General features: G+C 39.4%; 34 protein-coding genes and 1 tRNA gene. 1 reads left to right on the top strand and 34 read right to left on the bottom strand.

The features are described from left to right. Nucleotides 1–95: 95 nt before the first annotated feature. From ENLAB_RS07040 to dcm, 34 genes are all read right to left on the bottom strand, one after another. Nucleotides 96–878 carry an N-acetylmuramoyl-L-alanine amidase gene (locus ENLAB_RS07040; RefSeq protein ID WP_244353214.1) on the bottom strand — a complete coding sequence of 261 codons (783 nt, stop codon included), beginning with the start codon at nt 876–878 and terminating at the stop codon, nt 96–98. 2 nt (nt 879–880) lie between these two features. Next, entirely contained in the window at nt 881–1,132 is a 252-nt protein-coding gene (locus ENLAB_RS07045; RefSeq protein WP_244353216.1) for a DUF5960 family protein, read from the bottom strand. A 39-nt stretch (nt 1,133–1,171) separates the two neighbouring features. Next, on the bottom strand, nt 1,172–1,441 hold the full coding sequence (locus ENLAB_RS07050; RefSeq protein WP_244353218.1) for a phage holin family protein: 270 nt from the start codon (nt 1,439–1,441) through the stop codon (nt 1,172–1,174). Then, a complete protein-coding gene (locus ENLAB_RS07055) occupies nt 1,442–1,774 on the bottom strand; it encodes a hypothetical protein (protein WP_244353221.1) in 333 nt (110 codons plus the stop codon). A gap of 2 nt (nt 1,775–1,776) precedes the next feature. Next, nucleotides 1,777–2,136, bottom strand: a complete 360-nt coding sequence (locus ENLAB_RS07060; protein ID WP_128489072.1) for a hypothetical protein — start codon at nt 2,134–2,136, stop codon at nt 1,777–1,779. Nucleotides 2,137–2,171: 35 nt separating this feature from the next. Further along, nucleotides 2,172–2,420, bottom strand: coding sequence for a hypothetical protein (locus ENLAB_RS07065; protein ID WP_123834727.1), 249 nt, complete (start codon nt 2,418–2,420; stop codon nt 2,172–2,174). A 41-nt stretch (nt 2,421–2,461) separates the two neighbouring features. Then, entirely contained in the window at nt 2,462–2,629 is a 168-nt protein-coding gene (locus ENLAB_RS07070) for a hypothetical protein (protein WP_244353223.1), read from the bottom strand. Continuing rightward, entirely contained in the window at nt 2,626–2,829 is a 204-nt protein-coding gene (locus tag ENLAB_RS07075) for a hypothetical protein (RefSeq protein ID WP_142963170.1), read from the bottom strand. Before ENLAB_RS07075 ends, ENLAB_RS07070 begins: the two co-directional genes overlap by 4 nt. Then, nucleotides 2,822–7,249, bottom strand: a complete 4,428-nt coding sequence (locus ENLAB_RS07080) for a carbohydrate binding domain-containing protein (RefSeq protein ID WP_244353225.1) — start codon at nt 7,247–7,249, stop codon at nt 2,822–2,824. Before ENLAB_RS07080 ends, ENLAB_RS07075 begins: the two co-directional genes overlap by 8 nt. Nucleotides 7,250–7,260: 11 nt before the next feature. Next, on the bottom strand, nt 7,261–7,617 hold the full coding sequence (locus ENLAB_RS07085) for a DUF6711 family protein (RefSeq protein WP_244353227.1): 357 nt from the start codon (nt 7,615–7,617) through the stop codon (nt 7,261–7,263). Between the two features lie 13 nt (nt 7,618–7,630). Continuing rightward, nucleotides 7,631–12,532: a transglycosylase SLT domain-containing protein gene (locus ENLAB_RS07090; protein WP_244353229.1), complete on the bottom strand. Its 4,902-nt coding sequence runs from the start codon at nt 12,530–12,532 to the stop codon at nt 7,631–7,633. Nucleotides 12,533–12,542: 10 nt separating this feature from the next. Continuing rightward, nucleotides 12,543–12,917: a hypothetical protein gene (locus tag ENLAB_RS07095; RefSeq protein WP_244353231.1), complete on the bottom strand. Its 375-nt coding sequence runs from the start codon at nt 12,915–12,917 to the stop codon at nt 12,543–12,545. 23 nt (nt 12,918–12,940) lie between these two features. After that, complete coding sequence (locus tag ENLAB_RS07100; protein ID WP_244353233.1) at nt 12,941–13,348, bottom strand: DUF6096 family protein; 408 nt, start codon at nt 13,346–13,348, stop codon at nt 12,941–12,943. Nucleotides 13,349–13,443: 95 nt separating this feature from the next. Further along, a complete protein-coding gene (locus ENLAB_RS07105) occupies nt 13,444–13,863 on the bottom strand; it encodes a phage tail protein (protein ID WP_086294682.1) in 420 nt (139 codons plus the stop codon). A 12-nt stretch (nt 13,864–13,875) separates the two neighbouring features. Continuing rightward, entirely contained in the window at nt 13,876–14,238 is a 363-nt protein-coding gene (locus ENLAB_RS07110; RefSeq protein WP_010749493.1) for a hypothetical protein, read from the bottom strand. Beyond that, entirely contained in the window at nt 14,238–14,780 is a 543-nt protein-coding gene (locus ENLAB_RS07115) for an HK97 gp10 family phage protein (RefSeq protein ID WP_244353235.1), read from the bottom strand. Before ENLAB_RS07115 ends, ENLAB_RS07110 begins: the two co-directional genes overlap by 1 nt. Further along, nucleotides 14,770–15,120 carry a hypothetical protein gene (locus ENLAB_RS07120; RefSeq protein ID WP_142963179.1) on the bottom strand — a complete coding sequence of 117 codons (351 nt, stop codon included), beginning with the start codon at nt 15,118–15,120 and terminating at the stop codon, nt 14,770–14,772. The genes ENLAB_RS07115 and ENLAB_RS07120 overlap by 11 nt, the downstream gene beginning before the upstream one ends. Beyond that, complete coding sequence (locus ENLAB_RS07125; RefSeq protein WP_244353237.1) at nt 15,101–15,427, bottom strand: phage head-tail connector protein; 327 nt, start codon at nt 15,425–15,427, stop codon at nt 15,101–15,103. The genes ENLAB_RS07120 and ENLAB_RS07125 overlap by 20 nt, the downstream gene beginning before the upstream one ends. A gap of 11 nt (nt 15,428–15,438) precedes the next feature. After that, a complete protein-coding gene (locus ENLAB_RS07130; RefSeq protein WP_244353239.1) occupies nt 15,439–16,473 on the bottom strand; it encodes a major capsid protein in 1,035 nt (344 codons plus the stop codon). A 15-nt stretch (nt 16,474–16,488) separates the two neighbouring features. Then, the gene (locus ENLAB_RS07135) at nt 16,489–17,139 is read right to left on the bottom strand and encodes a DUF4355 domain-containing protein (protein ID WP_244353242.1); all 651 of its coding nucleotides are present in this window, start codon (nt 17,137–17,139) and stop codon (nt 16,489–16,491) included. 112 nt (nt 17,140–17,251) lie between these two features. Beyond that, nucleotides 17,252–17,515 (bottom strand): DUF6275 family protein, encoded by a 264-nt coding sequence (locus ENLAB_RS07140; RefSeq protein WP_195493233.1) that lies wholly within the window; start codon nt 17,513–17,515, stop codon nt 17,252–17,254. A gap of 36 nt (nt 17,516–17,551) precedes the next feature. Beyond that, the gene (locus ENLAB_RS07145) at nt 17,552–17,758 is read right to left on the bottom strand and encodes a hypothetical protein (protein ID WP_244353243.1); all 207 of its coding nucleotides are present in this window, start codon (nt 17,756–17,758) and stop codon (nt 17,552–17,554) included. A 20-nt stretch (nt 17,759–17,778) separates the two neighbouring features. Beyond that, nucleotides 17,779–18,921, bottom strand: a complete 1,143-nt coding sequence (locus tag ENLAB_RS07150; protein ID WP_244353248.1) for a minor capsid protein — start codon at nt 18,919–18,921, stop codon at nt 17,779–17,781. Between the two features lie 11 nt (nt 18,922–18,932). Further along, nucleotides 18,933–20,348, bottom strand: coding sequence for a phage portal protein (locus ENLAB_RS07155; RefSeq protein WP_244353256.1), 1,416 nt, complete (start codon nt 20,346–20,348; stop codon nt 18,933–18,935). Between the two features lie 13 nt (nt 20,349–20,361). Next, nucleotides 20,362–21,594 (bottom strand): PBSX family phage terminase large subunit, encoded by a 1,233-nt coding sequence (locus tag ENLAB_RS07160; protein ID WP_244353257.1) that lies wholly within the window; start codon nt 21,592–21,594, stop codon nt 20,362–20,364. After that, nucleotides 21,587–22,471 (bottom strand): terminase small subunit, encoded by an 885-nt coding sequence (locus tag ENLAB_RS07165; protein ID WP_244353258.1) that lies wholly within the window; start codon nt 22,469–22,471, stop codon nt 21,587–21,589. The genes ENLAB_RS07160 and ENLAB_RS07165 overlap by 8 nt, the downstream gene beginning before the upstream one ends. 93 nt (nt 22,472–22,564) lie before the next feature. Beyond that, nucleotides 22,565–22,638 (bottom strand) — tRNA-Pro (locus ENLAB_RS07170). A gap of 234 nt (nt 22,639–22,872) precedes the next feature. Beyond that, nucleotides 22,873–23,364 carry an ArpU family phage packaging/lysis transcriptional regulator gene (locus tag ENLAB_RS07175; protein WP_221693334.1) on the bottom strand — a complete coding sequence of 164 codons (492 nt, stop codon included), beginning with the start codon at nt 23,362–23,364 and terminating at the stop codon, nt 22,873–22,875. A gap of 115 nt (nt 23,365–23,479) precedes the next feature. Beyond that, nucleotides 23,480–23,620 carry a hypothetical protein gene (locus ENLAB_RS07180; RefSeq protein ID WP_244353260.1) on the bottom strand — a complete coding sequence of 47 codons (141 nt, stop codon included), beginning with the start codon at nt 23,618–23,620 and terminating at the stop codon, nt 23,480–23,482. Continuing rightward, nucleotides 23,621–23,809 (bottom strand): hypothetical protein, encoded by a 189-nt coding sequence (locus ENLAB_RS07185; RefSeq protein ID WP_244353262.1) that lies wholly within the window; start codon nt 23,807–23,809, stop codon nt 23,621–23,623. Continuing rightward, entirely contained in the window at nt 23,799–23,972 is a 174-nt protein-coding gene (locus ENLAB_RS07190) for a hypothetical protein (protein ID WP_244353264.1), read from the bottom strand. Before ENLAB_RS07190 ends, ENLAB_RS07185 begins: the two co-directional genes overlap by 11 nt. A 14-nt stretch (nt 23,973–23,986) precedes the next feature. After that, entirely contained in the window at nt 23,987–24,154 is a 168-nt protein-coding gene (locus ENLAB_RS07195) for a hypothetical protein (protein ID WP_244353265.1), read from the bottom strand. Next, nucleotides 24,154–24,492: a hypothetical protein gene (locus ENLAB_RS07200; RefSeq protein WP_142968747.1), complete on the bottom strand. Its 339-nt coding sequence runs from the start codon at nt 24,490–24,492 to the stop codon at nt 24,154–24,156. The genes ENLAB_RS07195 and ENLAB_RS07200 overlap by 1 nt, the downstream gene beginning before the upstream one ends. 39 nt (nt 24,493–24,531) lie before the next feature. Further along, a complete protein-coding gene (dcm, locus tag ENLAB_RS07205; protein ID WP_244353266.1) occupies nt 24,532–25,452 on the bottom strand; it encodes a DNA (cytosine-5-)-methyltransferase in 921 nt (306 codons plus the stop codon). Between the two features lie 290 nt (nt 25,453–25,742). Here dcm and ENLAB_RS07210 point away from each other — a divergent pair, with 290 nt between their 5' ends. Further along, entirely contained in the window at nt 25,743–26,525 is a 783-nt protein-coding gene (locus ENLAB_RS07210) for an alpha/beta fold hydrolase (protein ID WP_008381291.1), read from the top strand. Nucleotides 26,526–26,535: the final 10 nt, after the last annotated feature.

The raw sequence follows: 26,535 nt of genomic DNA on the forward strand, positions 1-26,535 counted from the left end.
TATTGCACGCACCTACTAATCTATAGGATAAACTTAGTTACTGCAAGTAAAACGAATATAACTTATGTATAAGCCCGCCGAAGCGGGCTATTTGTTTACTTCACTTTCTTCACGTAATCAAGATTGGCAGTCATATAACCCATGGACGTACGTGCTACTGGTGTGCCGTTTACTTTAATGAACTCATGGAAATAAACTCGGGTGCCTAATGGGAATCGAGTAACTTTCTCACTCTTACGTTCCTTATCATCAAATACTGGCTCGTATCCACGGCTCCCCGCTTTAATTACCTCATACCAACCTTTGTCTGTTGCGTATTTCGCTTTTGCCACTGTGTTGTTCCCTCCAGTTGATGTTGATTTATAGCCCATAACTTCCAACGCCGCATTGACCGCTTCATCCATTTTATTGGCCATGATATCCATATCTTTTTGGCTATCTACAAATCCCCATTCGATTAAAATTGCAGAGCCAGTTGAAGCTCGAATTACATATAAGGATGTAGTAGCCTTTGCTCCACGGTTTACCCACCCCGTCACTTTACATACAGCCGCACAAATTTCTTCTGCTAGTTTTTTCGCTTGAGTATTACCAGCGTAATACCAGACTTCAAAGCCATTCGCAGTACCGTTAAAAGCGTTCAAATGGTGGCTAACATGGAATGATACACCCACAGCATTCATTTTTCGGACGATGTTGTACAGGTTATCGTTGGCAGTTCGTCCCACATTGTCTGTTGCATCTACAGCCTTTGTAGCTGCACGAAACTTATCATGGATCTTTTGCGCAACTTCATGCTCTTTTAATCCGCAACCACTTGCCCCGGGTACGATCGCGTTATGACCTCTATGAGAGGTTGAATTATTATATTTGACCATGTTTACTCCCCCTTTCCGATGTAAAAGTAATCATCAATTTCTTCAGAAGAATCGTCCGTTTTTTCACGTTTTTGGACTTCGAATTTAAATGTCTTATCTTGGCCATCTTTTGTAAAATTACCAGTAAGATGATATTCAGTCTCACCTAGTTGGTTCATCGTGTGTGCCGCATCTTGCACTGGATCCACAGCCTCAACGATTTCTGGCTTGGCTACTTCTTCAAAGTCTTCAATAAATTTTGCTTTGTTTCTCATAGTTATCCCTCCAAATTTTTTATATATAAAAAGAGCGGCCTATTCAGCCACTCCTTGATTAATAATTCTGGTAAATGTTTGATGCAAACCTGTAGACGCTAGCCCACTAACTGCACCATAAACAATAGATTCAACCGTTAAACCGTTCATTACAAGACCTAGTACCGCGCCCAGCACTCCGACGATTAATGGGATATAATCATTTACCTTGTTGGTTAAAACTGGCGTGTTCTTGATAATATAGCCAACAGCCAAACATGCAATCACAATCACCGGCACAAAGTTTTCTGTTACTACTGATAAATCCATTTAAATTCCACCTTTCAAATTTCGTAATTCGTTCTCTGTATTTATTAGTTTCGTTGTCAATTCTTCGTTTTCGTCCTCTAGTCTTTCAACTTCAGATTGATAAAATGCTATTTCTTTTTCGTACTTGGTTTTCATGATTTCAATTTGGTGTTCTAAACGATCAACTTTCGCTTCCAATCCTTTATTCAGTTCTTCGTACTTCTGATAAAGCTGAGTTGCATTTTTGATATTCGTTTCAGCTAAGTTCGTTTTATTCGTAGTCTTAGTAGCCGCATAAGTAATTAATCCAGTTACTAACGAAGGCAATATAACTATCCACATTTGCTCTGTCATATCTAACCCTCTTTCAGAGCGATTCCAAACGCTAAAAGCGCCATCGCTAAAGAGAATATCCACACAGTATTTGCTGGAGGACTAATTAAGAATGAAATAGCAAAAACCATCCATAAAAATGATAAGGTTGTCAGCGAAAATCGTTTGAGAACCTTTTTGTTCAATACCACACCAAGCAACTTCATTAGTCCGAGAATAACGAATGTTAAACTGATTAATTTCTGATCAAACATCCCATCTATCAGCCGATAAACTTTATAGCTCTGAAGAATATCTGGATACAATAGAAGTTGAACACCATAGATTATTGAAACCAGTGATAAAATCAGACTATCCCACTTCAATACCAACACTTTCCACATATGTCACCTGCTTTCTAAAAGAAAAAGGAACAAGCTTACGCCTGCCCCTCAACTTCTGCCACTAGATCGTCTTCAACTGCCCAAACTTTATCTTGAAAATCTTCAATATCTTTTCGACATTCCTCACGATTTTGACGATATAAGGTTTGGTTTTCAATTTGCTGATTGATATTTGTATTGCCTGCTGAGTCAGTTGTGACCGTTGCTGAAAAATAAATCACCCGTTGTCCGTTTATTTTTGAATCTCCTGTGATACTGATTGCTTTTTTTACATCTAATACCATGATATCTTCCTCCAATATTTTGTATTTAAAAAGGACACTGACTATTCAGTATCCTTGTTGCTTTCTTCTAACTGTCCAAACTTATCCTTGTATGCTTGTAATTCTGTCGCAACTTGATTAAAAGCCACTCTTAAAGTTGCATTATCCAGATTGGCTTGTGATAACTGACCAGCAATCTCTTTAACGACTTCATTTGCATCAACATTCATTCAATAATCCCTCCCAAGTTAGTAATCAAGTCCTTTCCGACAGCTTTTCGAATATCCTTCATGCCCATTTCTTCTAGTTCGCTTTGCTCAAGAAAAATATGCCCTGTAGCATAAGAGTTGTTCGCAAAAGTAACCTTATAAGATACTTTGTACAAATTGTCTTGCTGTAGAGACTGTCCTGTTATGACAATTTTATCCATTCAAAATCCCCTCCATTAATCTTTCAATTTTATTTAAACGTACATCTTTAAGAACATTACTTTCAACCAGTTTCCTTAAGATGGGAATTAATGTTACCCATAGTCGGTCGTACTCAATCCCTTCAATTTCTCCAGTTTCATAATTGGTAGAAATAAATGCATCGAGTCCAGCTCCACGTAGGTCTTCTGCAATGAGTCCATAGTGTGGATTTAATGTGATAGGGTCAATATCACACAATCCCCCTTCAGTCATATCTCTAGCAGCTAACTCTGAATTTGATTTATCAAACCAATACTTGGGTATGACAGTTAATAGTTTGAGTCCTAAGTCTTCCGCATCCACGATTTCACTAATATTTAATTTGTACTTGCTTGCCGAAGTTGAGCGACCTAATGTACCTGAAGATGTAATTGTTAAGTTGGCAGCAGAGCTATAAGTTCTATTGTAAACAGCTAGAGAGGCTATGGTCTTACCAACTCCATCCAATCCAATTCTTAAATCAGCTGCGGAAGTTTTAGTTTCGTTGAAATAAATATTTGAAATACCAAAGTTGACGTCTGTTATAGCTCGGTTGTCGTTGATTTTAAATGAATCAATTCCTGTTGGAGAGTCAATACGATGAGTTCTTAGCCCGACATTGTTTGGTGCTGATACATCTAATCCAGCAAAAGAACCTCTACCGTTAAAGTATGAGGTTCCATCAGAACGTATTATAGATTGAGATGCGCCGCCCCAGTCTTCATTACTCATAGTAATTGCGTCTGAGTTTACATCAATACGGTTCAATAACTTCCCGCTCGAGTTATATTGACGCATCTTTAAATAGTCGTTCCCATAAAAAGACTCACCATCATATAAATAAGAACCTCGTGTGTTGGAGCTAGTCACGTTATATATTTTGCCAGTAAAAACTAAGTGACGATGTGACAAGCGCCAGTCGCCTACAAACCAACGATAATTAAACGCCGCTGCGTAGCCATCGCCGAAATCGTATGTCCCCATCATCCCTCTGTTTTCTGTGGCCATTGTGAGCCAACCAGTTACATTTAGCGTTCCTGTTTCCGTAGTTATCGCCGCCAAAGAGTTTGCAACTATTTTACTTGCATCCAAATTGATTATTTTTGCACTAGATATCGTAGCATCTGCAATTTTGGCATTAGTGATCGCTGCGTCACCAATTTTCGCATTCACAATTGCTCCGTCTGCTATTTTAGCCGTACTAACTGCCAGATTTCCAATTTTTGCATTGGTGATTGCTGCATCGCCTATCTTACCTTCAGTCACCGAAAGATTTGCTATTTTACCGTCGGAAACAGCAAGATCGGCAATGTGCGCTGTTTTTATAACTGCGTTCTCAATGTATGTCTGGCCAGTAATCTGCACTTTATTCCCTGCAATCAAAACGCCGTCTGTCGAGATATTGATTTGATTCACTACATCATTCTTTGAAACTTTTAAATTGATAGTATCCGACAACTGGGTTATTTGAGACGCGGTTACTTCTCGATCAGTCACATCAACAATAGATATGTCATCCCACCAAACAGTTCCTAATGTATGAGAAGCAGTTAGCGTAATACTCCACTCAAATATATTAGTTCCTGCAGTGTATATTTGTGATTTCTGATTCCATTCTGTTGATGCCCCATCCCAACCTAGAGCGTTAATTAAAGTTCCATTAGTTTGACCAATCCTAAGCTTCTGGTTACCAGAAACACCATTTGCATCTGCCGTTGTCTTATACCAATAACTAACTTCATACTTTCGTCCAGGAACTACAGGAATGTTAATCCTTCTACCAATAGCTCTTCCAGTAGAACCAACATTACTCACAGCTAAAGACTTGGAACCAGAATGAGATTCACTTGTTGTAATTGTGAACCCTGAAGGTTGTGTCCATCCAACATAATCATTCTCGAATCCTCCATTTGATATCAGATTAGTTCCGCCACCGTCAATTCGGTTAACAGTTGATACTAAGCCATCAGCCGTTTGCTCAACCTGAGTTGCTTTCGTCAAAGCATTATTAGCTGTTGTCTCAACACTTGATATTGTTGTTTTCAAGCCATTCGCAGTTGTTTCGACTTGCGTTGCTTTAGTAAGAGCAGAATCTGCTGTTGTTTTCGTACTAGCTATTAACTGTGTGTGTCCGTCAACTGTTTCTGAGACCTGATTTACTTTTGTAATGGTTTCAGTATTACTAGCTAGAGAACCTCTTTCAACTCCATATTGTATGGCATTATATGGCGGCAATTCCGTTATAAAAGGTTGTGTAGCCATGTATTCAATTGTTCCTGCGCCCGCTTTGCTAAATGGTGTCATCCTGAATGCGGTATAGGTTTGAGACCACTTCATGTAATACCAAACTTCACTAAGAGACTCGCTCGTGGTTACTTCTATAGCTACCAGATCACTAGCTGTAACTAAAGAGGTATCAGATATAGATATCTCGAACAAACTGTTTTGTCCCATAGCTGCCTGTTGCTTATGGTTCAAATATATACGGCCAAGAGTAGTCTTGGAATTCCCTGCTCCTGATCCAATAAAATCAATACCAACCCGAATATCTTGATAACGAACAATAAGTTTAGTTTTTGCGATAAGAGTCCATTTTCTTATATTTACATCTGCACTCGAAGAGGTAGCGTAGCTTTGATCAGTAATTTTTGTTGCCAAGTCCGTTTGTACACTAGATATAGTTCTAGTAAACCCATCAACAGTTGTTTCTAATACATTCGCCTTATTCAAAGCACTTTCTGCTGTCATAGTCACAGTTGCCAATGTTTGCTTCTGTCCATCCACTGTGACAACTAATTCATTCAATTTCTTCGTGGTTGATCCAGCCGTGCTTTCAACATCCGTGATCCTTCCAGTTAAACCAGTGACTGAGGTTTCAAGCGTTGCTGTTCTACTTTCGACAGCATTCGCCTTATTATAGGCTTCGTTAGCTTCACTCTTAATAGAATTAACTGTCCCATTGATCGTAGTAACATCAGAAACAAGCCCATTCACATCGATTTTTATCGCATCTGCTTTATCTTTGGCTGCTTGAGCATCTAAACCAGCTTGTGTGGCTAAATTTGCAGCATTTTCTCCTGCTTGCTTCGCTGCAACTGCTTCTTCTTTTGCTTCTTTGGCTGCCTCTTCTGCATCTTGTCCTGCTTTTTTAGCATCTTCAATGGCTGCAAGTAACTCAGGGTCACCGGCTGATGTAATTTCCATTACCCATTTTAAGACACCATCTACATTTCTATAAATCCATATCTCAGTATCTTGTCCATTAGGCTTAAACCAAATATCTCCTTCTTTGGGATTACGAGGTTCAGTTGTATCATAGTAGTTTGAGTTCCAATTATTCGAGCTTAAAATAGAATCAAGATAATCAATTCGCTGATTAAGAGATCCCCGGTACTTGTAGGTTGCTTGCGAGCTTGAACTTGTTGTGGCTTTTGATTCAGCCGACATCCCGCCATTAAATGTAATACTATAAGATAGATTGGGAACTGAATATTCCGTACCATCATTTGCCGTAATGTAAATCCAATCACCAGCTTCAAGTGGTGGGCACCCCCGCCATTTCAACTCGTAAGGAAAGTAATTCAAATTTTTAACTAATTCCCATATTTGGTTCAGCAGTTGTTGGGTCATAACTTTGTTTTCCAATTGAACTTGAGAGCCATTTGTTGACCCTACACGAATGACATCCGTCTCCTCTTCACCCGTTTTTACTGTTATTCCGCCAATTCGATAGCTAACCTCATTTTTTGTAAATCCTTTTAACATATAACTTTCTGGTGTAATCTCAAAGTTTGTAGGCGCTAATCTTCGGATCTCCAACTCACCATTTCTATTAAAGCTGGCAAAACCGCCTTCGAACTGTGCGATTAACCCAATTGCTTGTCTGAATGTATATCCTTCTGGTTTGTTAATTGCAGCTGTTCCCAGAGCAGAAAATGATGCTTCATTTATTTCGACCCCTGCGAGATTCGCTACCTCCAAAGCCACTTCTCTATATGGTTTCTTATAACTCAGTTTGGACTCATACGGCCCTTCCATGAAACGCATCTTATCAGTTGCTTTAATCGTTGTAGTATTGCTGTTTCTGTTTCGCTCAAACTCATCAATAAAGAAGTGGCCAAGCTTTGTGTATTCGTAATTACCATTTACTAAAACAGCAAGTTCAGGTACTACCTCTAAATCTTCTTTGACCGTTTCAATTATCGAAGGAAAAACTAGCTGAATAGAATTCATGTAAGTAGATCCTATTTGGTACGTTTCACCAGAAATACTGCCAGAATCAAAAGAGAGTGAGGTAATATCCTCACTCCCATACGTAACATTATTCATTTTCACTCGAATAGATAGCTGTCTTGAAGGACTTAACCAAGCAGCTATTACGTCATCTGTTGTGACTAACAAAATTACCTCACCTACCTTTCAATAAAACTCATCGTTAGCCCTTCCCACTTAGGCAATTTGTCATGCCATGAATATGCTGGAGCTGATCGATCGCCGACGTAGAATGTCTTTGTAACGATGCCGCCTTCCATGGGATCGGGATAAGTGACTTCAAAAAAAGGAGCCATCACCGCTTTTAAAATTGGTGAAATCTCCGCATCTGTTAACGCACCCCATTCAAGGTCCATTTTTCGTTTTGTAGTGATATAATCACGAGTCATATCGCCTTTCGCATTACGACCAGAATCACCATCAACTGCTTGTATACCTGCAGTAAACTTTTTAGGAGTCTTGATCGTAACTCCATTAATTTTTAAATATCCAGCCATCAGATCAATCCTCCTAAATGTTTAATTCTGTATAACCAAGCTGCTGATGGTATTTGTTGATTTCTTTAACTGCAATACGACCGAATTCTTTACCGCCAATATTAATGACAATATCTCCATTTGGTGCTTGGGTTGGTGTTGCACCCAATGCAGAAATAGCATTCATCAATGTTGTTACCATAGATGAAGTGAAGTCTTTCATGCCGCCACCTTCATAATTCATTTGGTTATTGTTACTAAACGTACTATTCGATGGTGTGAATGTTGGTGTTTGGAACATTTCGGGCAACATTATGCTTGAGTTGAACATATCAAGTCCAAGATACTCAACAGCTTGTTGGATTAATTCAGCAGCACGTTGAGGTTTCTCAAGTGGAATGACCATCTCTTTCTTGTTGCCTTCTCCCATACGATATAAACCGTCTTGAGTTACCAAACCGCCATTCTCATATCCAACGCCTCGATAAGCTGAGGCAAGTGATCCATAACGACTTAATGCGTATCTCATAGATGCCAAAATATTCGACATTGGGTCCCAAATATTTTTGTTGTATGGGCTTCGGGCATACGCTCTAAACGTTGGATCAATAACCTGCATCAAACCTTTTGAAGGGGTTCCGTTCTTAGCGTTGATATCCCAATTATTGATGGCGTTAGGGTTACCATTTGATTCAGTCTTCATTTGGTAAAGCGTGCGATTTGCATTGGCTAGTGAATAAATGTCTAGTTTGTTCAATGCGCTATTGACAGTCGATCGCCATCTTTCTACTGATGAACCATACTGACCAGCAACTGCTGCACCTCCAGATGCGCCAAACGAAGCATTCTTGTCTATGTCGCTTGCTCCGAGTGAGCCGTTGATATGCAAATGATCGTAGTGGTCATTTTGCGGCCATCTCACCCAACTTCCACTCGATCCAGTACCAGACATTCCTTTGCGGTCTCGAACTTTACCTTGGGTGATAACGTAAGCTACTTTTGAGGCAAAGTTATCAAACACCCAGTTCGCTGGGGCAAAGTATTTCGAAGATCCGTTCATACTTGCTGGATACGCAACGTCAATCGCTTGATGCTTCCCATGGGAATGTGGATCACCTGGTCTAAAGCCAGAAGTGATTCTCATACCAGGATATCGATCAACGGTTTTTCTAGCGATATCATATAGGTATTTGTATACACCCCAACTTCCCATTGATCCATCAAACGAACTATTTTGTGCTTCATATCCTGCATCGAACTTCGATTTAAACCATTCATAAGAACCTTCTGCGATCGTTCCAACGGAACCTTTCGCCATTGATAGAGCTGGTTCAACAGCGCCTTTCAAATTAACGAATTTAGAAATTGCTGCATTCAAAAGCTTCTTAGGATTTGATGCATAAGACCAAATATCCGATGCAATCTCTTTTGCGCCATCCCATTTCTCTTTTAGCCATTCGCCTACCCCATTTGCGTATGCTGGTACACCATACATTGCGGCAGTCTTTGGACCACTCAAGACGGATGTTCCTTTTGGAAGGTTAACCATCAGATTTCTTTGCGCTGGAAAGATACCAGTACGTCCATCAGGTGTCCGGTAAGCTTCTTGATAATTAGATCCTAACCCATCATTTACTAAAGCGGGTCCGCCCGGATGATAGCCGGTACCTTTAGCATAAGTAGGAATGGTCCATTTCTTCAGAGCGCTGTCTCCTGCTCCGACTTTACTTAGTACCCAGTTGATACCGCTGATAACACCATTGACACCTTTTCCGATAACGCCGACCATGCCATTGAAAATTTTACCTGCTCCTTCTTTAACTTTCTTAGCGCCATTGCCAAGCCCTTTCCCTATTTTTTCTCCTAGTTCATTAGCCCAACCGGTAATCTTTCCGAAAGCTTCAGAAGCATTTGTCTTCATAGTATCAAACGAGCCACTCATGCTCGTTTTTAAATTACTAAATGCAGTACTTGCTTTTTCTTTAGCTGAATTAGCTGAAGTTGAAACCTTATCACGAATTTCATTCCATTTATCAACGGTATTATTTTTGACATTATTCCATCGATCAGAAACGTTTTTCCGAAGTTCTTGTAATCGGTTTGATGCATTATCTTTTGCTGTTCTTGCTTTGTTTGATACATCTGTGGAAAAAGTATCCCAAGTTTCCTTTGTATTCTTCTTGATATCACTCCATCGTCCGCTAACATTATTCCAGATATCAGAAGCTTTCTCAGTAACTGTTTTCTTAGCATTATTCCAAGTGTCACTGGTCCATTTTTGGACATTTCCCCAAGTATCTGAAACGGTCTTCATTATTTTGCCAAAGCGATCATCGATAACATCTTTAAGTTCACCAATCGCTTTTTTAGGATTCTTAACTGCGTTAGCAACTTTTTCTAACACACCAGCAAGAAATTCTAACCCTTTTGTCAAAAGTTCAATTTGTCCAATAATCAGGAATTTAGCCACCTGAGTAAGAGGAACAATAACGACGTCCCAGAACCATTTAAAGATTGGTTTGAAAATCTCAATCACTTGGTTCAAGACCTTCAATGCTGCTGAGAACATATCAAAATACTTAGGCACATAGTCTTCAATGAAAAAGCTTGCCAAAGGTAGTAGAACGTTTTTATACAACCACTCAAGTCCATCGCCAACATTTTTCAGGATAGGACGAATCGATTTGAATAATCCATCTATCGCTTTAAGTAATGGCGTGAAATCAAGGTTTTTTGCCCATTCTTCTGTGGCTTTGGTCATACTGTTGATATTACCTAACAAATCATCTACAGCATCGAGTATCGTTCCGAAGATTGATTCTCCAACTCTTCCTTCTTTCCACGCCTTTTTAAGTTGCTCAGCAATGTTGCCGATCGTATTGAAGATATTCGTATAGATTTCAAGAATATTGGCAGCTATACTTTCTCCACGACCATCGTTCCATGCGTTTCGAAAAGCAACAGCAATTTCATGAAGTAATTCAAGAATTCGATTCCACATATCAAAGAACGATTGAATCAGCCTTGTTCCTCGCCCATCATCTTCCCATGCACGTCTGAACGCACCAGCAATATCACCAATTATGCCAAGTACATCTGCTAATAAAATCAGGATATTCTCAATGAATAATTGACCCGTTCCGTTTGTCCAAACTTCCATAAATGACTTGCCGATAGCAGAAGCTAAACCTATTACCTCACCTAATGCATACTTCCAAGCATCGATCACTCGTTGTCCTTGATTTTTCCATGCATCTTGGAAAGGCTTGAAGAAATCCTTCAACAAGTTTTGGATGTCTTTCATCCATTTAGGCGTTGAATAAGTGCCTGTCGCTGAACCAAAATCAATGCCAGGAGTTGTGGAATCTTCTTTCTTTTCATCATCCGTATCCATCGTTAGCTTGTTGATTTGGTCAAATCCCATGAGAGATTTTTGTAGTTTTTTCACTTTCTCATTGGCTTTATTTGCAGAAGACCCAGTATCGTTTAGCGCTTGGATATTGTCATACAATCCACTCGCGCCTTGTTTTGCTGCATCATAGGTTGTCCCGAATAACATTGCAATAAATGAAGCAAGCTGCCCCGTGAGTTGGGTTACTGTACTCATTAACGCATTCAACGCTGGTAAGATTGCCGTGTATATTGGATAGAATGCCGTCATAAGATTGACTTTAATCTGATTCAACGAAGCGCTGAATTGATCGTTCGTTTTCAACGCTGACATCATACCGCTAGCTAGTTTGGTAATTGCGCCACCTAACAGCTGATAAACAACCAATGAAGGTAACAGATATTTCATTGACTGACCAAAAGCATTCGTGCTTCCTGTCATTCGATTTGTTCCAGCTGTAACTTTGTTGGAATTACTAGAAAATAGACTTCCGAACTTTCCAATAAATCCAAGAGAGTTCCTTAAGCCATTTCCGACGCTCCCGAATCCGTGTGAAACAGCATTGGACATACGGTTGAATACACCGCCATATTTAGAAACAGCCCGCTCAGATTGCTTCAGTCCTGTGCCTGTCATACTAGCGCCGCTAGAAGCGTTGCCCGTTTGAATGGATGATTGTCCCAAAGCAGAGTTAACTCGTTGCAGAGCCTTTCTCAACGCATCTGCTCTGTCTTCTGTTTGTGCGTATTCCTTTTGCAAACGATCATTGTCACTTATAAGCTTATTCATCTTGATTGATTGTTTTTGAATCTCTCCAGACGTTTTCAGTGATTGAGGAGTATCTTCATAATTTTTGAATCCAGATGTAAAGCTGCCAGTTGGCACACGTTGGTCGTTGTACTCCGCCTTCAACGTCCGAATTCGTTTTCGCATCGCTTCAATTTGAGCTTCGTTTTGGCTCATGCCTTTTGTTATATTTTCCAAGGAAGATGGAACAGCGTCTAATTCACGCTTGATGGTATTACCCATACCTTTTGCCTGATCTTGGAATTTTGTCATCTGAGCTTGCGCTCGAGCGATTTGTTCATCGTATTTAACGACTTTCCCTGTATCTCCTTGACTGGATGCCGTTTGCCTTTGCGATTTCAGATAAGCAACCTTTTCTTGTGCCGCTTTCGCTTGTCCCATTTTAGCGTTGATCTCATTCACCATCGCATCGATTTCCTTTGTAACCTTCGGACGTGCTTTGCGCACCCCGGTTGCGAAGTTATCTCCAGCAGTTTCAGACGATTGCTTTGTCGATCGCTCGAAGTTTGCTAATGTCTTTTCTAGTGCTTGATTCATTTTTCCTAGTTGTTTCGTGAAATTGCTAGCACCTTTTTCAATATCCATATTTTTCTCTGTGCGATCCATTGAGTTACCGGACATTTGTTGGATTCTACTCATTGCACCCTCAATTTTTGGCAATACACTCTCTAGGGATTGCTCAACTCGAGCAGTATTGATATCTAACAAGACTTCAAGTGTTTCTAATTCTAATCCCATGCTTTCTCACCTACCTTTCTTCTATGAGTTTTCTTCTTTCTCTTGTTGCTTTGATAGCCTGCGCTTGGGCCAAGAACATTTCTTGCTCACGCTGCATAGTTTCCTGCTTTGTTTCTTCCTCCGTTTTTGCTTCTTCAACGGCTTGTTCAATTTGTTTGAGAAATGGATAAGCATCTTCAAATTTTGGAAAATTCTTCGGATCATTAAATGCAAAAACGGCTAGCCTTTGCTGAGAATAGTCGAATAATGCTTTTTCTTTTAACTCATTCTCCTTGATTTTCTTGTTGGCTTGAACTTGTATCATTATTTCTTCAAGCGTCATTCCCCAATATTCAGTGGCAGGGATTCCTGATTCGACAGCTTGTGGGTACATGAATTCAAGCATTTCGGATAGATTATCGAAGTTTTTTACAGAAGACTGTCCTCGCTGTTCGTTTGATCCAAAGATTCCCCATCTGTCGCTTCGTTCACCGTTTCTTTCTTTCCGAAAAAACCAGCTTCATCTAAGAAATCGTTGATTTCACCAAATAAATCCATTGTTGTTTTGCCAGATTCGATGTATTGCTCAAAGGCTTCAATAATTGCTTTTTCGGTAACTCCGCTCGTTTTATTGGCGCCTTGCAAGATAATCAACAAGCTATTTGCTGGCGGCAGTTTGATTTCACCTTGTTTTTTAACAAACAGACCCATGATTCCTTCATCTAATTTCTTTTCGATTGCAATGATTGCTTTACCATCCAACCGAAGTTGTAAAGTCAAGTTACCTAACTCGAATGGTGTTGTGTTTGGCATTTGTACTACGTTGTTTTTTGACATGTATGTTTCCTCCTAATTTATAAAAATAGAGACTAAGGATTATCCCTCAGTCTCTGATTCGTCTGCATTGTCCCCTGTGGTATCTTCAGGGGTTGTTACTCCCCCGGCGCTGGTGCCGGAGTGATATCTGGACCGTCACTTACAACGATACCTAAGTTAAACCCAATCGCTTGGTTAACTTCAGCTCCATCAAATTTGTAGTAAGGCTCGCCAGTGAATTCAGCTTTCAATCCGTCTGGATAAGTGATCGTCCAAGCCACAGATTTGCCAGTTTCAACCAATGCATGGACATCTCGGAAGTTGTCCCCTTGATAAACGATCGCAAATTCAAAGTTATCTACATCTTCGATACCTTTGATATAAGCTTTCTTTTCTGATCCCAAGTGTGTAACATCAACTTTTTCTGGGTCACTGCCCAATGCTGGGATAGATTTAACTGCTGCTACAGTTTTAGTTGTTGCACCATCTTTGTAGGTTAAGACGGTACCTTTTGATAATAGTCCTGCAAAATCCATGTGTAATTCCTCCTATTTTTTGTAAACATATTTCGTAACATTATCAACTACAGCTGTTACTTCAACGATGATTCGTTTTAGATCAGCCGTGTTAGCATCTTTAGCGGTACCAGAAAAACCAATACTACCGAATGTGCTTAAAACACTTTCAGCAATACTGGTCTGGCTTTTGTCTCCGTATAATTCAACCGTGATTGTCCAATCTGTTTGTAACTCATTACCCAACGAATCAATCTGATGTGGTTTATTGGCTGTCCTATAAATAGCCAATGGGAATGTATTCCAAGTTGAAGGATAGTCCGTGGCAATCTTTTTGATGTCAGTGACGGCTTGTAATACTTCAACAGTGACTGTCTTCATATTCACTCGTTCCATCACTTCAACTCCCTTAGCTTGCGTTGTACATGCTCTTTGTAGATTTCTGGTGCTTCACCGATCAAATCTACTAATGAAGGATACAAGAACGGTCGTGCTGGCTGTCCTTTGGTAATGTAGAAGTCTGTACCTTGAACAGTCACACGAGGAATACCGTATATAGCTTCCAAATCCACAGCAACATCTTTTGCTGGGATAAACCATGCTGTTTGCGAGTAAACTGGTGTAAATCCTTCTGGTAAGTCTTTTTGACTAGCTTCACCGACAGGACCAGTACCAACTTCTCGGAATAGCGCTTCTTGCTTGTCGGACCAGACACGTCCAACAATTTGGTTTTGTGCATTAATCACGACTTCGTTTTTCAAACTACCCAACAATTCACCACTAGAATATTTCATGCTAGGCGACAATCGCAATTCGGCAGCTTGTTTGATCAACTCAGTGATTTCAAAAGTCGCATCCCACATCGCATCATCTAAGATTTGCGGTATTGCTTTGACTTTTCGCCGTAAACTTTCAAGGCCTTTGATTTCAACTCCCACGATTATCATTCCTTTCTAGCATAATGTTCTTGTGCGTCGAAAATGTCTGGATAGATTTGATCGTGAAGTCTGGTTCCTCATCTTTACCAACGTAGACGCAAATGCCGTCTAGTTCATTCTGTGACTCGCTAATCTTGTCGCCTTGGTATTTGCATGCTTTCATTGTTTCAAGCTTGCTACCGTAGATTTGGGCGTTTACCGAACCGCTTGCAGCTTGTACATTCATACGCAACTCAATTGGTTCGAATGGATAAGTTACTATTTCCTCTGCTTCTTCATCATGAGTAACTTTTCGCTTTTTTAGATAGACTGTTTGTAGGTCATTCTTCAGTAGGCGCATAGTAACTCACAACCTTTCCCTTTCGGAATCTGTTCAAGCCACGTTGAATAGAGACTGGAATATCGGTCAAGAAAGACTGCGACACGCCGCCTTCAGACCTTGAAGCTTCACCTTCAGCGCCCTGTTGGTTGTATGCGATTGTTGCAAGTTGTCTTGCATATACCCACATACTATCAATCATCGCTTCACGACCAGTATAATCAAGGACGAGTGCGACAGCGTCCTCGATCAATACTGTTGCTGAGATAGGAGATATCTCCAATTGCTCAGCTAGTACTGAAATAACTTCATCTCGTTTCTCGTCCATGATTTCACTCCTTATTCGCCAGTCCCACCAGCGATCGTAGTAGTCGGTGTCCATAGTTTATGCTTGAATTGAACGATACGAACATTTTTAGATTCGTATACACGTTCCCAGTTACCGCCAGTAGCTAACTCAGTGTTTGTTGGAGAAGAACCAGCAACAGACTTACTTGTGAACTTAACTCCACGAGGATGCAACAAGAAATGTTGTCGGTTAACCAAGATATCATCGCCAGCCAATGCATCACGATCTGTTTCAGTAGGGACTGGAGCAGCACCGTTACCTAAACCAATAGCACCTTGGCCAAAGATATAAGAAGTGAACACTCCGCCAGAATTAGGCATACCATCATCAACGATCACGCGTTTACCCATGTAAGTTGGGATTTTTGTGTTGTTTGAATCTAACAAGAACTCAATCAAGTTTTGTTTGCGCAAGTTAGCATATACAGACGAGTGAACAGCAATTGCAGTCAGTTTTTCTTCTGCATCACCCAATTTGTATGAAGCATCCAAGAATGTTTCACCAGTGAACGCAGCAGCATTACCTGTTTCAGCAGAAATATCTAAGCTGTTATCACCCATTTTAGTAGTTGTAGCGCCAAACACGCCTTTTAAGACACTTAGCAACGTAGCTTGTTGACGGCGGGCCCAATAAGCCGCAACCAAGTCACCAATAGCACGCATAGGATCGTCACCAGACAATGCTTTAGATAAATCATTTACTTTCCAAGCTTTACCACGCATCAAGAGAGCGGCAACGTCTTGACCAGCAGTGATTTTATCTGTTTCTAGCGATTGGGAATCAGACAACACTTCGTCGTCACCAGTTAAATCTTGCCAAAACGGCATATTGATTAACTTACCACCAGCAGTTGCCAAAGCATCTAATTCTGGATCTTTCACAACGATTCCCGATTGGTACAACGCTGATAATTCAGCAGTACGTTCAATAACGTAACGATTAAAGACTTCTGGTACAATGACATCTTCGATTTTTGTTTTAGCAGCAAAATACTGCAAGTTCATTTTCATTAAACTTTTCCCCATTTTTTCTCCCACTTTCTATTTATTCGCTAATGCCTGTAAGGCTTTTGCTTTTTCTGGATCTTCTCGCAGCAATCTTCCCTGCTCAGTAAGGTTTAAGGTTTCTGCAGCAAACGGATTAGTGTCAGGCAAAGTTGTATTAGAACCTAGTGGCGAATCAACTGAATTCAATAGCGCTTGATCAACAGCAACTTTTAGCGCTTCATCCCATGCTTTCTTGAATGTTTTGACATCTTCCAAAATTTCTTCTGCGGTGTCACCTTTAATGCGTGCTGCTAACTCTTTGCTGATTCCGATCGACTGTAACTGATTACCTTTTTCAACAAATAATTGTTCTTGTCGAAAAGCTTCTTTTTCTTTTTCGAATTCCAACTTATCTTTGTTAAGCAATTCTTTTTGTCTTTCTTCCTCGCTTAGCTTTGCCAAACGGGCAGCTTCATTCTTTTCTTCTTCAAATTCTTTCTGCCAGCGTGACTTTTTACTTTTGACAATAGAGTCAACTTCTTTGTCGTCCTTGAAACCAAACTTCTCTTTGATTGCTGCAATCTCTTCGTCGCTCAACTCTTCTACGTTTAGCTGTTTTGATGTTTCAGAATCATCCGGAGTATCTGATTCATCTTTTTCAGCAAAGAATTGTAGGTTAAGTGGCAACAGTTTTTTGTGTTTCATGTTTTGTACTCCTTCCATATCTTTTAGAGTGGATAAATGCTTGCACTTCCGATGCTTTTAATGTCTTCACGCTTGGACATAATAAAAAACCTTGCGACTGCTAGACTTCTGATTAATAAGGAACACGAATATTTTCTTGTTTTTTGTATACATCCAAATACATTTCATTCTTATCCCCGTTGTTAGTTACTTCAAAATAAAGCCCATCACCAGATCGACTAGTTGATAAGAGCGCCTTGTTGTTTTGTAACGCTTTTACTAGCCAAACCACGTACAACTCTTCCTCTTTTAGTGGTGGATGTAGCGATCCCTTTCGTTCGTTAAACGCCTTGACGATTGCATTTTTTGCTGCCGTTACAAATTCTTGATCTCCCATTTTACACAATCCTTTCTTTTTTTGAGTAACTTCTAACTAGACTTCCGTTTCTTGAATCAATTGTTGTTTTGCAATCTCAACCACGCCGATGACCTGAGTTGAACTTAGTTGAGTGTAAAAGGTATTGATAAAACCATCTTTATCCATGCCTACAACTATAATGCTGTCAGCGTCTTTGAAGAATTCTTTCGATTTATCCATAAACTCTTCGTTGCTAACACCACGCTCTTTCTTGCGTTTCATCTCTCTGAAATCCAAGTGATTCACACTCCCATTATTTTCTTCTTCTGCAATGCTATCTCTTCATCCGAATACTTTTCTTTCAACTTGTTCATCCATTCGTTATAGGTAGTGTCACCTCTGATTGGAATGACTTTCCCGCTGATAGGGTCTAATGCTTTTCTAGGTAGCTTCAGCGTTCGTTTGCTGTACATAACCGCTATTGTTCTGCACCATGGATGGAAAGGCGGATACGTACCACTAGCACCATTTACTTTAGCTTCAGAAACTGAATATATTTTATGATCTTTTCCTTTACAGATATCAGATGTTCGCAAGTCCAGCACAGCTACTAGCATGTACTCTTTTACACCGTTATCTTGCCAAGCTTTGAGTTTCGCTTGGTTAGCCATGTAATTAGCTTCTGTGCGTATCAAACGCCTAGCAACACCAATAGAGCGATCAAACTCACTAGCTATTGCCTTTGCCATTTCAAACTCAGACATACCAGTCATACTTTCAACTGTAAAAAGCTCCTCAAGGCGTTTAGCTAAAGCTTCAGTATCGCCCCATATCCGTTTAGAATAATTCGATCCATGCCAGTGGCTATCGAGGATGTTCTTTGTATACCTGGTCGATAGTTCCTTAAACTGATAATCCTTCTTATTCCATACCTCAATGACTACGCCATTCTTGGCATTCTCTTGTGCCTTTCGGATGACTGATTCAGCCGTTGCCTCACGATACGATTCGTGAATAGCATCTACATAGAACTCTGTCTGCTTTTTTAACTGAACATCTGCAACTTGCTTCGAAACTAAAAAAGACTTGGCTTTCAAGTCCTCTGCACGTGTGATACGCTCTTTGAATGCTAATGCTTGCAATCTGTTTTTTGCTGCAACTTGTAATTCAGGATCTTTAATCTGTTTAGATAGCTTTCTCAATTCTGCTAACTCTTCAACTGGCGTTGTTTGGTTCAGCATCCTTTTAGCTTCAACCTCAGATAGCCCAGAGCGTTGTTGAGAGCGTGCGAATAACTTCCTAACCTTTTGGGTTAAGTATGTTTGTGCTTGCCTGTAAGCCTTGGCTACAGCTTCCTCAACCTTGATTGCACCATCGTTTATCTTTTGCTCTGCGTCGATGTTACGTCGTTCCCAGTAGGATAGCTTGCGTTTCTTTTGAGCCATTTAATCAGCTCCTAGTCTTCCTGAACATCATCTTCAGGTTGATCATCCAAATCTGAATGACTATCTTCAGCTTGCACACCTAATGCTTTCTGGTTCATCACAATAGCTTCTTCTTTTTCAAGGTGCAACTGTTTCAACACCTCGTCCACATCGTCAATATCTGGCAACCATCCTAGAAGAACTTTAAGCGGTAAGATACCAGCTTGGTAAGCACTGACAATTTGATTGATGATATCGCTAGTGTTTACAGGTAAATTAGGCTTGAGTTTGATCTTCGTACCTTGCGCATCAATTGAATTGTCTTTGACCTTCAAGATTGTTTCAAACAATTCCATGCGCTTTCTCAAACCTTTGATCATATAACGTGATTTAACCGACATAAGCTGAAGCAAGCCAAAAAGTTTGTACTTCATAGCTTCACCAGAAACATTTCCAGAAAACTTCTCATCATTCATATCAGGTACATAGGTAATCTTATGGATATCGTCAAGGATTGCAGATCGTAAAAGATTAACGCCGTCCTCGTTTAATTCCTTGGTAAGATACCCTGCGTCTACTTCGTTAGGTGCTGCTGATGTTTGCAGCATCTTTTCTTTCGCCAACTTCTCGCCATCACCATCTTCTAAAGTAAATCCTCTAATAAACAGAATTGCATCTACAAAGGCCTCTTTGTCGTTTAGTCGATCGGATTGGAGTAGATTGTATGCATCAATCAAAGAAATAGCTTGTTCGAAGTCACCTTGCTTTTCTTCATTGTTCCGATACTCAATGACCGGCACTGCTTTGAAGTAATGTGGCTTGGCATCCACTAGTAAGTATTCGCCAAATCCCCTAGAGCTTGCGTGATACGTAATCACTCGATTGTCGTTGTAATACTTAACCACATAGTGATCTATGCCGCCTTGCAGCGTTAGTACGGGTTGATAATGAACCGCAAACAAAGGGTTCTTGTCTACTGTATCATCCGTAACTAAGAAGATACCTCTAGGATCAATACATTTGATTTCTAATTGTGTTCCATCGTTTTCCTTTGTCTTGTTTAGATACACAAGCTCATAACCCACACCGAATGTTGATAGGTCTTTCTCTAATTCTGTATCATGAGAAACAATGTCAATCCTGTCATAAGCATCTAAGATTGGCGATATGTTCTTATCTGATTCAGATACATAAGAAATCGGATTACCCACCATAAATCCAACATTCATGTCCACTACATATTTCGCATGGTTGATCAACACCTTATTATTTGGCGCTGCTTCATTTTCTTTCTTGCGATTAAGAATGTCATGCTTACCATCGTAATAATCTGATAGCCTTTCTAGTCTCGCCAATTCCATCATGTGCTGTTGGATACAAAAATTAAGTAACTCAGCAGATGGGTTATTTAAGTTGCCGGCTATCTGTCTGTTAACTACTATTGCCACAATATCACCTCTCTTAAAATCCGAATTTAACTTTGCTGACGATTTGAGCCTTTTTGCTTTTCTTCAACTCGTGTGAGTAAATTGCATATCTTAATGCATCAAGAACATCATCAAATTCTTTAATCGGTTCCCCTTTTCGTTTATCCCAAACATATTGATAAATCTCGTTTGGAAACTTCTTAACTTTGTCACGACAGATAAAAAGCTTATCCGCTTTAATCTTCTTGGCAACAGATTCAACACCACTTAATCTGGCTTTGTCTGCGTTAAATGCTTCGATTCGTTCGCGTTTAAACCTTGCAACATGCTCTGGTCTTGCAGAATCACAATAAAAAGGTATCCTTGAGCCATAACGCTCTCGAATACCTTTGGCAATTTCTACCCAATAATCAATTTCTTCAAACTGTGTGGCATGTTCTTCTATGAGATATGCTGTTCCGTTATCTGTTTCGCCTATAACAACAATTGATCCCCAGTGTTCGTATCCCCAGTCAACTCCACAATAGAAAGAGGATAACTGAGGGATTTCATTTGATTGGACGTAATGCTTACTCGCATCAAAGTCTTGATATACCACACCTTCAGCAGACACCCACAATCCTTTTATGTCACGATCGTAGAACATACCACTAGGCGTTGACTCTTTAATATTTTCTCTGTATCGATCAGAAAGAAATGTGTTGTCATCTAATTCAAAATGAAACGCCTTGATATTTTTACTTGTATTGTCGATATATTCCTTTTTTAGCCAATGCTCTGGATTATCTGGGTTGGTATCGCCCAATATCCTAGCGCCTGTTCCTGAACAACGAGAAACGATTTCAGCAAATACTTCTTGCTTAGCTAATGAAGCTTCATTGATATATGCACCATGAGCCGTCATACCACGAATAGCACCAACACCGCCAATGTTTCCCGTGTATGCTTGAACCACCTTCACACCGAACAAGACAAAGTTATTATGCTTATCAAATTTGGGTTCAATGCTATACATGTTGTAAAGCTCTTGCAGTATGTTCTTTTGAATAGTGGCACTTGATACACCAGCGAGAATATACATCGGCTCTTTAATGCCTTCTTTATCTGCTATCTTGCGCACACGTCTTAACTCAAACAAAAATAAATCATTGTTTATCTTTGTCTTTCCTGATCGCTTAGCTCCATGCAGCAAAGTAATGAACCAATCTTTCTTTACCGTTTCATTCAAAACTTGGATTTGTTTAGTAGTGTATACATCACTAATCATTCAGTTCACCACTAATCTTCTCTAACAACTCATCTAACTTATCTTCAGTAGTCTGAGTTGTGCCATTTTTGAGTGCTTCGGCTTTAAATTGGGAAATTTCTGCGTCTGCTTTAGCTTTTTTGATTTGAGCATTGTGCAATTCATCAATTTCAATATACTTCATAAGTTCGGCCATAGCTTTTTGCTTGTCATAGAGTTTGACAGAAACTCCATCTTTCCCTTTTTTAACCTCTTGGATGAGTGTGCCATCGACTTCTTCACTGTTTTTCAATGAAACTTGGGATGATTTGTATGTTTCCAATTCGCCAGTAAACTCGTTAAACACCTCTTGCTTCTCGCCTGCCTCATCATACTCATAAAGCTTGTGTTCTGTTGATGAGAACTCAACAAAATCAGTGATATCGGCAAATGCCTGCTTTGCATATTCTCTAATCAAATCTTTTACATCAAGAAACACATCTTGCTGCAGTTCTGCCTTCAGTCTTTTCAACTCGATCTTTATGCTATCTTTTGCTAGCAATCTTATACTGTTAGACCTAGCGGAATTATAATCACATCCATACGCCTGTTGGTATGCCTTAGTCGCGTTGAAGCTCTGTAGATAATAAAGACAAAACAGTTTTTGTTGCTCTGTTAAATCATCATTATCTATTACTGGTTGCACCTCTTTTTTGTGTGCAACCTTTTCTTTCTTGGTTGCACCCTTTTTTTCAGGAGGTGCATTCCACTTTCTAGACTTCCAAGACTTAACTGTATTGATAGATACATCATGTTTAGCGGCTATGTCTTTGTACTTCATGCCGTTTTGATAATCTATGTATGCTAACTCCCATTTCTGCACATCAACGCCACCGCCTTCGTAATGTTTTAACCACAAAAAAACGGCCCATAAAAGGACCGCTTTCTTTTCATCTATACTTTAGTAGGAAGTATCAAAGATCATGTGAGTAATCTAACCGACAACTCCCAATCAGGAATGTAGGATTTGAACCTACGACCTCTACTGCCCAAGAGTAGCGCTCTACCAAACTGAGCCAATTCCTGTCTTAAGACGGCTAGCGAATGAAGATAAGGAGTGTGTTCAACTCCATTCATTTTAAATTTTTTGGTGCCGTCTTAATTAAATACAGGGCGCTAAAAGGAGAATCACGAAAGTAGGTCTGCCAACTGATCATAAAGGAGTGCGCCCTGATATTTACAATTTGTTGATGATACTATTGTATTACGCCAAATGTCAAAAATGTCCTATTTTATCCCTAACTTTTCCCTATTTTATCCCTAATTTTTTAGAGTGATCAGTTCTCCCATCTTATATGCTTCAGCAAACGCGATTAAAGCCTGAGCTTTTAAGCGTTCAATATTCTTGATGCTGTAGTGAAATTCTTCTTTCTGGCCATACGTGGTAATCCTGTATCCAGTTATGCTTGCTGCCAACTCGTTGATCGTACACGGGTTCTTTACACAGTATGATTTTTTCAGTATCTTCTGATAAATGTCAGGCAGCTGCTTAATAGCATGATCGATTTCAGCGATTTTCCTATTATAATTTTGATGTTGTTTGGTTATCCCTCGAAACATCATAGCAGTTTTATGCTCCTGTCCATTACGGCTGCTTGGGCTTTTGGGCATGTCACTGTATTGTATGGCTTGAGTTAGATCATAGACACTGTCGTCAAAACTCACATGCCTCTTCATTGACATATAGTCTCCGAGAAGCTCACGTGCTCTTTCACGAGTTTTATTCTCATCAATTTCTGGAAATAAGCTCATAGCCTCGACCCCTCCGATATGTTAGAATTTATTTGTGGTTTATAACTTAGTCGGAGAAATCCGGCTTTTTTATTTCTTTTTAGCAGTTCCATTAGCTTCTGCCTTTTGTTGCAATCTACGCTTTTTCTTTTTTATTTTTGATTTTTTCTTTGGCAATGGCTTGCTTCTCCTTTTCATCTAATTCTTTACCAAAAATTACACTTGCGAATACTGTGGCAAAAAGTGCCACGGCTACTAACACTGCAAAGTCCATCATTTATCCCCCTGCTTCCATAGCATCTCTCACCAGCGGATCGTTAATAATAATCTTGTACTTCATCTGCTCATGCTGCAGTTGTTCTTGTAACTGTTCAATTTGTTCCTGTTGGTCCACTATTGTATAGGATAACCAACTTAGACCGAGTATGGTTAGCAGTATTATGATGACAGAATGGCTAGTTTTCATAGGCTTGCTCCTGTTCTACCCAACCCCAGTCAACATAATTAAAAATTGCTTGCTTTGCTTCTTTCTCAATAACTTCATTTGTAGCATCATCTTCCACTTCAATTGTTGCATAGATGTCGTTACCTCCGTCTGCGTTTAACCAAACATCTATTTTTCTGCTCACTATAAGACCTCCATTCATTTATCGCTGACGATTGCGGAATTAACTTCTTGGCAGGCTATAACGTATTTAACTGCTGGATAAGTGTCCATTTCTGCAATAGCCCCGTCTGATGTGACAGCTTCAATTTGCATCGTTCCTACTGATCCATCATGAGAAACGCATGTTACTTCAAAGGTTTTCATCACTCTTCCTCCTGTTCCAAAGCCCAATTAACATAAGCGCTCATAATTACTAAATCCTGTTTGCCATTCATCGATTGATAAGCTTGCTCAACGGTAGAAGGTAACGCTGAACCAAAGTGTTGCCATCCGAAATCTGCAAAAGTTACAATTGGAGCACTGTCAGTTTTTACGGCTATTCCCTTCAAAAACTCCAACACAATCTGCTGATTCTCGTTGAGTTGCGGTTGCTTCGTCTCAAAATTTTCTAGCATTACAAATGGGCTAGTGCCCTGAACTTTTTCAATTGCGAACTTGCTACACTTACCAATTAATTTTTTGTTGTTATAGACTAAACTCACATTCATTCCTCGCTTTCTGCTATTTCGTCGGATAGCCGACTATATTAGTGCTTCAAACAGACTTTCAAAGATATCAACAGGTATGCTATTCCCAGCCTGTTTATACATAGGCATTCGAAACCTACCATTTCTTTTAACTGTTGAGGCGGCCGCAAAGTAATCCTCATCTGAATAACCTTGTAGCCTCCAGCACTCCAATTCAGTAAGATATCTAAAACGATCGTTCCCACAATCAATTACCTGCGCTGGTGTGCGATCCTGTCGAGTTGTGATTGTGTATGCATATTCTTGAATCACTGTTGCTCGCTTGATGCCTGTCTTTCCGATTACAGAAAGAACACTAGGCTGTGTTACATCGTAGATTGGATCAACTTGATCATTGGACAATAAAAACTCCTTGATATCTCTCATAGGCTTTCGCTTTAAGATCTGGAAGTTAAAAGGCCCTTGGTTAAGAATCGAAATCGTGAACACACGCTGCCGTGCTTGTGGTAGTCCAAAATCCCTTGCATCTAACAATTCAAAGGAATTTGAATAACCTAGTTTTTCCAGTTCATCAAGATACCGATTGAAATTCTTTCGCATATGCTTATGCAATACACCTTTCACATTCTCCCAGATGACGACTCGAGGTTTCCAAATCCCCATATCTCGAACAACTTTAATTGTTTCCCACATTAAACTGGACCTGGTTTCTGATCCTTCATCAGCACCTTTTCGCTGTCCCGCAATAGATACATCTTGGCAAGGTGATCCATGAATCAAAATGTCCGGTTTTAGATTCCAGTTAATAACTGACTGAGTTTTGAAGGGTAATTCATCTGCGAAGATAGCGTTATAACTATCAACGGCTTTCTGATCAATCTCCACATAATCAATTGACTTAGTCGGTATTCCTAAATTTCTCAATGCAATTCGAGGGCTGCCAATGCCTCCGAAAAGTTCTAAAATTTGAAGCACTAGCTTCACTCCTTAGTTGGTTATTTTGGTGGATTATATACTAGCTTCTATATGTCTATGAGTTATTACACATCTGATAATTCATATTTCTTACGTATTATCTTCGACCTTGCCCTCCATTTTAATAATTGAATATTCTCCACATCTCTCAAAAGGCTTTTGCTTGAATTCCAAGGTTGATTGTTTCTGCACAGTTATTATTATTTTTTTTTTGAAAATTTTCCGTTAAAAAAATAAATTTAGCTTATAATGAATTAATAAAAATAATTATAAGCAAGGGAGTTTTAGAATTGGACACTATTCATTACAAAGAATTTGGATCTGGTAAATTAATATATTTCATTCATGGAAATTCCTTGAACTTAGAAAGTATGATTGAATTTTATGAACCCTTTTTCGAAACTAATCAATCATTTAGAAGAATTTATCTAGATATACCGGGAATGGGAGATTCTTATCTGAAACCTTCTATTAACAACTCAGACGATATTCTTGAAGAAATATATTCATTTATTTTAGATCATTCAAATAACAAAAACTTCTCACTGTGTGGACATTCTTATGGAGGATATTTATGTCTGGGGCTGGCAACCCTCTTTCCAAATATTAGTAAGCTATTCCTCACCTGTCCTGTTGTAAAAGCAAAACATAGAGAGCGTATTTTAGAAAACCACAAGGTCATTGTTCAAGAAGAAGTGATTCCTGTTGATAATAAAGAGTATTTTGAAGATTATTTAGACATGAACGTACAAATAAGCAATCTCAGCTGGTCTAAATATCAACATTCAATATTACCTGGTCTAAAAAAAGGAACTGATTCTTTTTGGACTAATATTTCCGAAGAGGACTATATGTTAAGTTTTGAAAATCTACTCTTTGATAGAATAAAAGATACCCATTGCACAGTTTTATTAGGTAGATATGATCAAATAGTAGGTTATAAAGACCAACTAGAATTAATGAATGATAGAAAAAATTTTGAAGTTAAACTCTTATCTCACAGCGGACATAACTTACCGATTGACGAACCAGATTCGCTATTCTTGTTCTTTAAAAATTTTATTGAGAGTTAAGGCAAATTGT

The sequence above is a fragment of the Enterococcus innesii genome (genome assembly GCF_022846515.1).
GTDB classification, from domain to species: Bacteria; Bacillota; Bacilli; order Lactobacillales; family Enterococcaceae; genus Enterococcus_D; species Enterococcus_D innesii.

Coding starts and splice junctions, on each gene's coding strand:
- ENLAB_RS07040 (WP_244353214.1), bottom strand. CDS start 878: ATGGTCAAATATAATAATTCAACCTCTCATAGAGGTCATAACGCGATC.
- ENLAB_RS07045 (WP_244353216.1), bottom strand. CDS start 1,132: ATGAGAAACAAAGCAAAATTTATTGAAGACTTTGAAGAAGTAGCCAAG.
- ENLAB_RS07050 (WP_244353218.1), bottom strand. CDS start 1,441: ATGGATTTATCAGTAGTAACAGAAAACTTTGTGCCGGTGATTGTGATT.
- ENLAB_RS07055 (WP_244353221.1), bottom strand. CDS start 1,774: ATGACAGAGCAAATGTGGATAGTTATATTGCCTTCGTTAGTAACTGGA.
- ENLAB_RS07060 (WP_128489072.1), bottom strand. CDS start 2,136: ATGTGGAAAGTGTTGGTATTGAAGTGGGATAGTCTGATTTTATCACTG.
- ENLAB_RS07065 (WP_123834727.1), bottom strand. CDS start 2,420: ATGGTATTAGATGTAAAAAAAGCAATCAGTATCACAGGAGATTCAAAA.
- ENLAB_RS07070 (WP_244353223.1), bottom strand. CDS start 2,629: ATGAATGTTGATGCAAATGAAGTCGTTAAAGAGATTGCTGGTCAGTTA.
- ENLAB_RS07075 (WP_142963170.1), bottom strand. CDS start 2,829: ATGGATAAAATTGTCATAACAGGACAGTCTCTACAGCAAGACAATTTG.
- ENLAB_RS07085 (WP_244353227.1), bottom strand. CDS start 7,617: ATGGCTGGATATTTAAAAATTAATGGAGTTACGATCAAGACTCCTAAA.
- ENLAB_RS07090 (WP_244353229.1), bottom strand. CDS start 12,532: ATGGGATTAGAATTAGAAACACTTGAAGTCTTGTTAGATATCAATACT.
- ENLAB_RS07095 (WP_244353231.1), bottom strand. CDS start 12,917: ATGCTTGAATTCATGTACCCACAAGCTGTCGAATCAGGAATCCCTGCC.
- ENLAB_RS07100 (WP_244353233.1), bottom strand. CDS start 13,348: ATGTCAAAAAACAACGTAGTACAAATGCCAAACACAACACCATTCGAG.
- ENLAB_RS07105 (WP_086294682.1), bottom strand. CDS start 13,863: ATGGATTTTGCAGGACTATTATCAAAAGGTACCGTCTTAACCTACAAA.
- ENLAB_RS07110 (WP_010749493.1), bottom strand. CDS start 14,238: ATGGAACGAGTGAATATGAAGACAGTCACTGTTGAAGTATTACAAGCC.
- ENLAB_RS07120 (WP_142963179.1), bottom strand. CDS start 15,120: ATGCGCCTACTGAAGAATGACCTACAAACAGTCTATCTAAAAAAGCGA.
- ENLAB_RS07125 (WP_244353237.1), bottom strand. CDS start 15,427: ATGGACGAGAAACGAGATGAAGTTATTTCAGTACTAGCTGAGCAATTG.
- ENLAB_RS07130 (WP_244353239.1), bottom strand. CDS start 16,473: ATGGGGAAAAGTTTAATGAAAATGAACTTGCAGTATTTTGCTGCTAAA.
- ENLAB_RS07135 (WP_244353242.1), bottom strand. CDS start 17,139: ATGAAACACAAAAAACTGTTGCCACTTAACCTACAATTCTTTGCTGAA.
- ENLAB_RS07140 (WP_195493233.1), bottom strand. CDS start 17,515: ATGGGAGATCAAGAATTTGTAACGGCAGCAAAAAATGCAATCGTCAAG.
- ENLAB_RS07145 (WP_244353243.1), bottom strand. CDS start 17,758: ATGAAACGCAAGAAAGAGCGTGGTGTTAGCAACGAAGAGTTTATGGAT.
- ENLAB_RS07150 (WP_244353248.1), bottom strand. CDS start 18,921: ATGGCTCAAAAGAAACGCAAGCTATCCTACTGGGAACGACGTAACATC.
- ENLAB_RS07160 (WP_244353257.1), bottom strand. CDS start 21,594: ATGATTAGTGATGTATACACTACTAAACAAATCCAAGTTTTGAATGAA.
- ENLAB_RS07175 (WP_221693334.1), bottom strand. CDS start 23,364: ATGAGCTTATTTCCAGAAATTGATGAGAATAAAACTCGTGAAAGAGCA.
- ENLAB_RS07180 (WP_244353260.1), bottom strand. CDS start 23,620: ATGATGGACTTTGCAGTGTTAGTAGCCGTGGCACTTTTTGCCACAGTA.
- ENLAB_RS07185 (WP_244353262.1), bottom strand. CDS start 23,809: ATGAAAACTAGCCATTCTGTCATCATAATACTGCTAACCATACTCGGT.
- ENLAB_RS07195 (WP_244353265.1), bottom strand. CDS start 24,154: ATGAAAACCTTTGAAGTAACATGCGTTTCTCATGATGGATCAGTAGGA.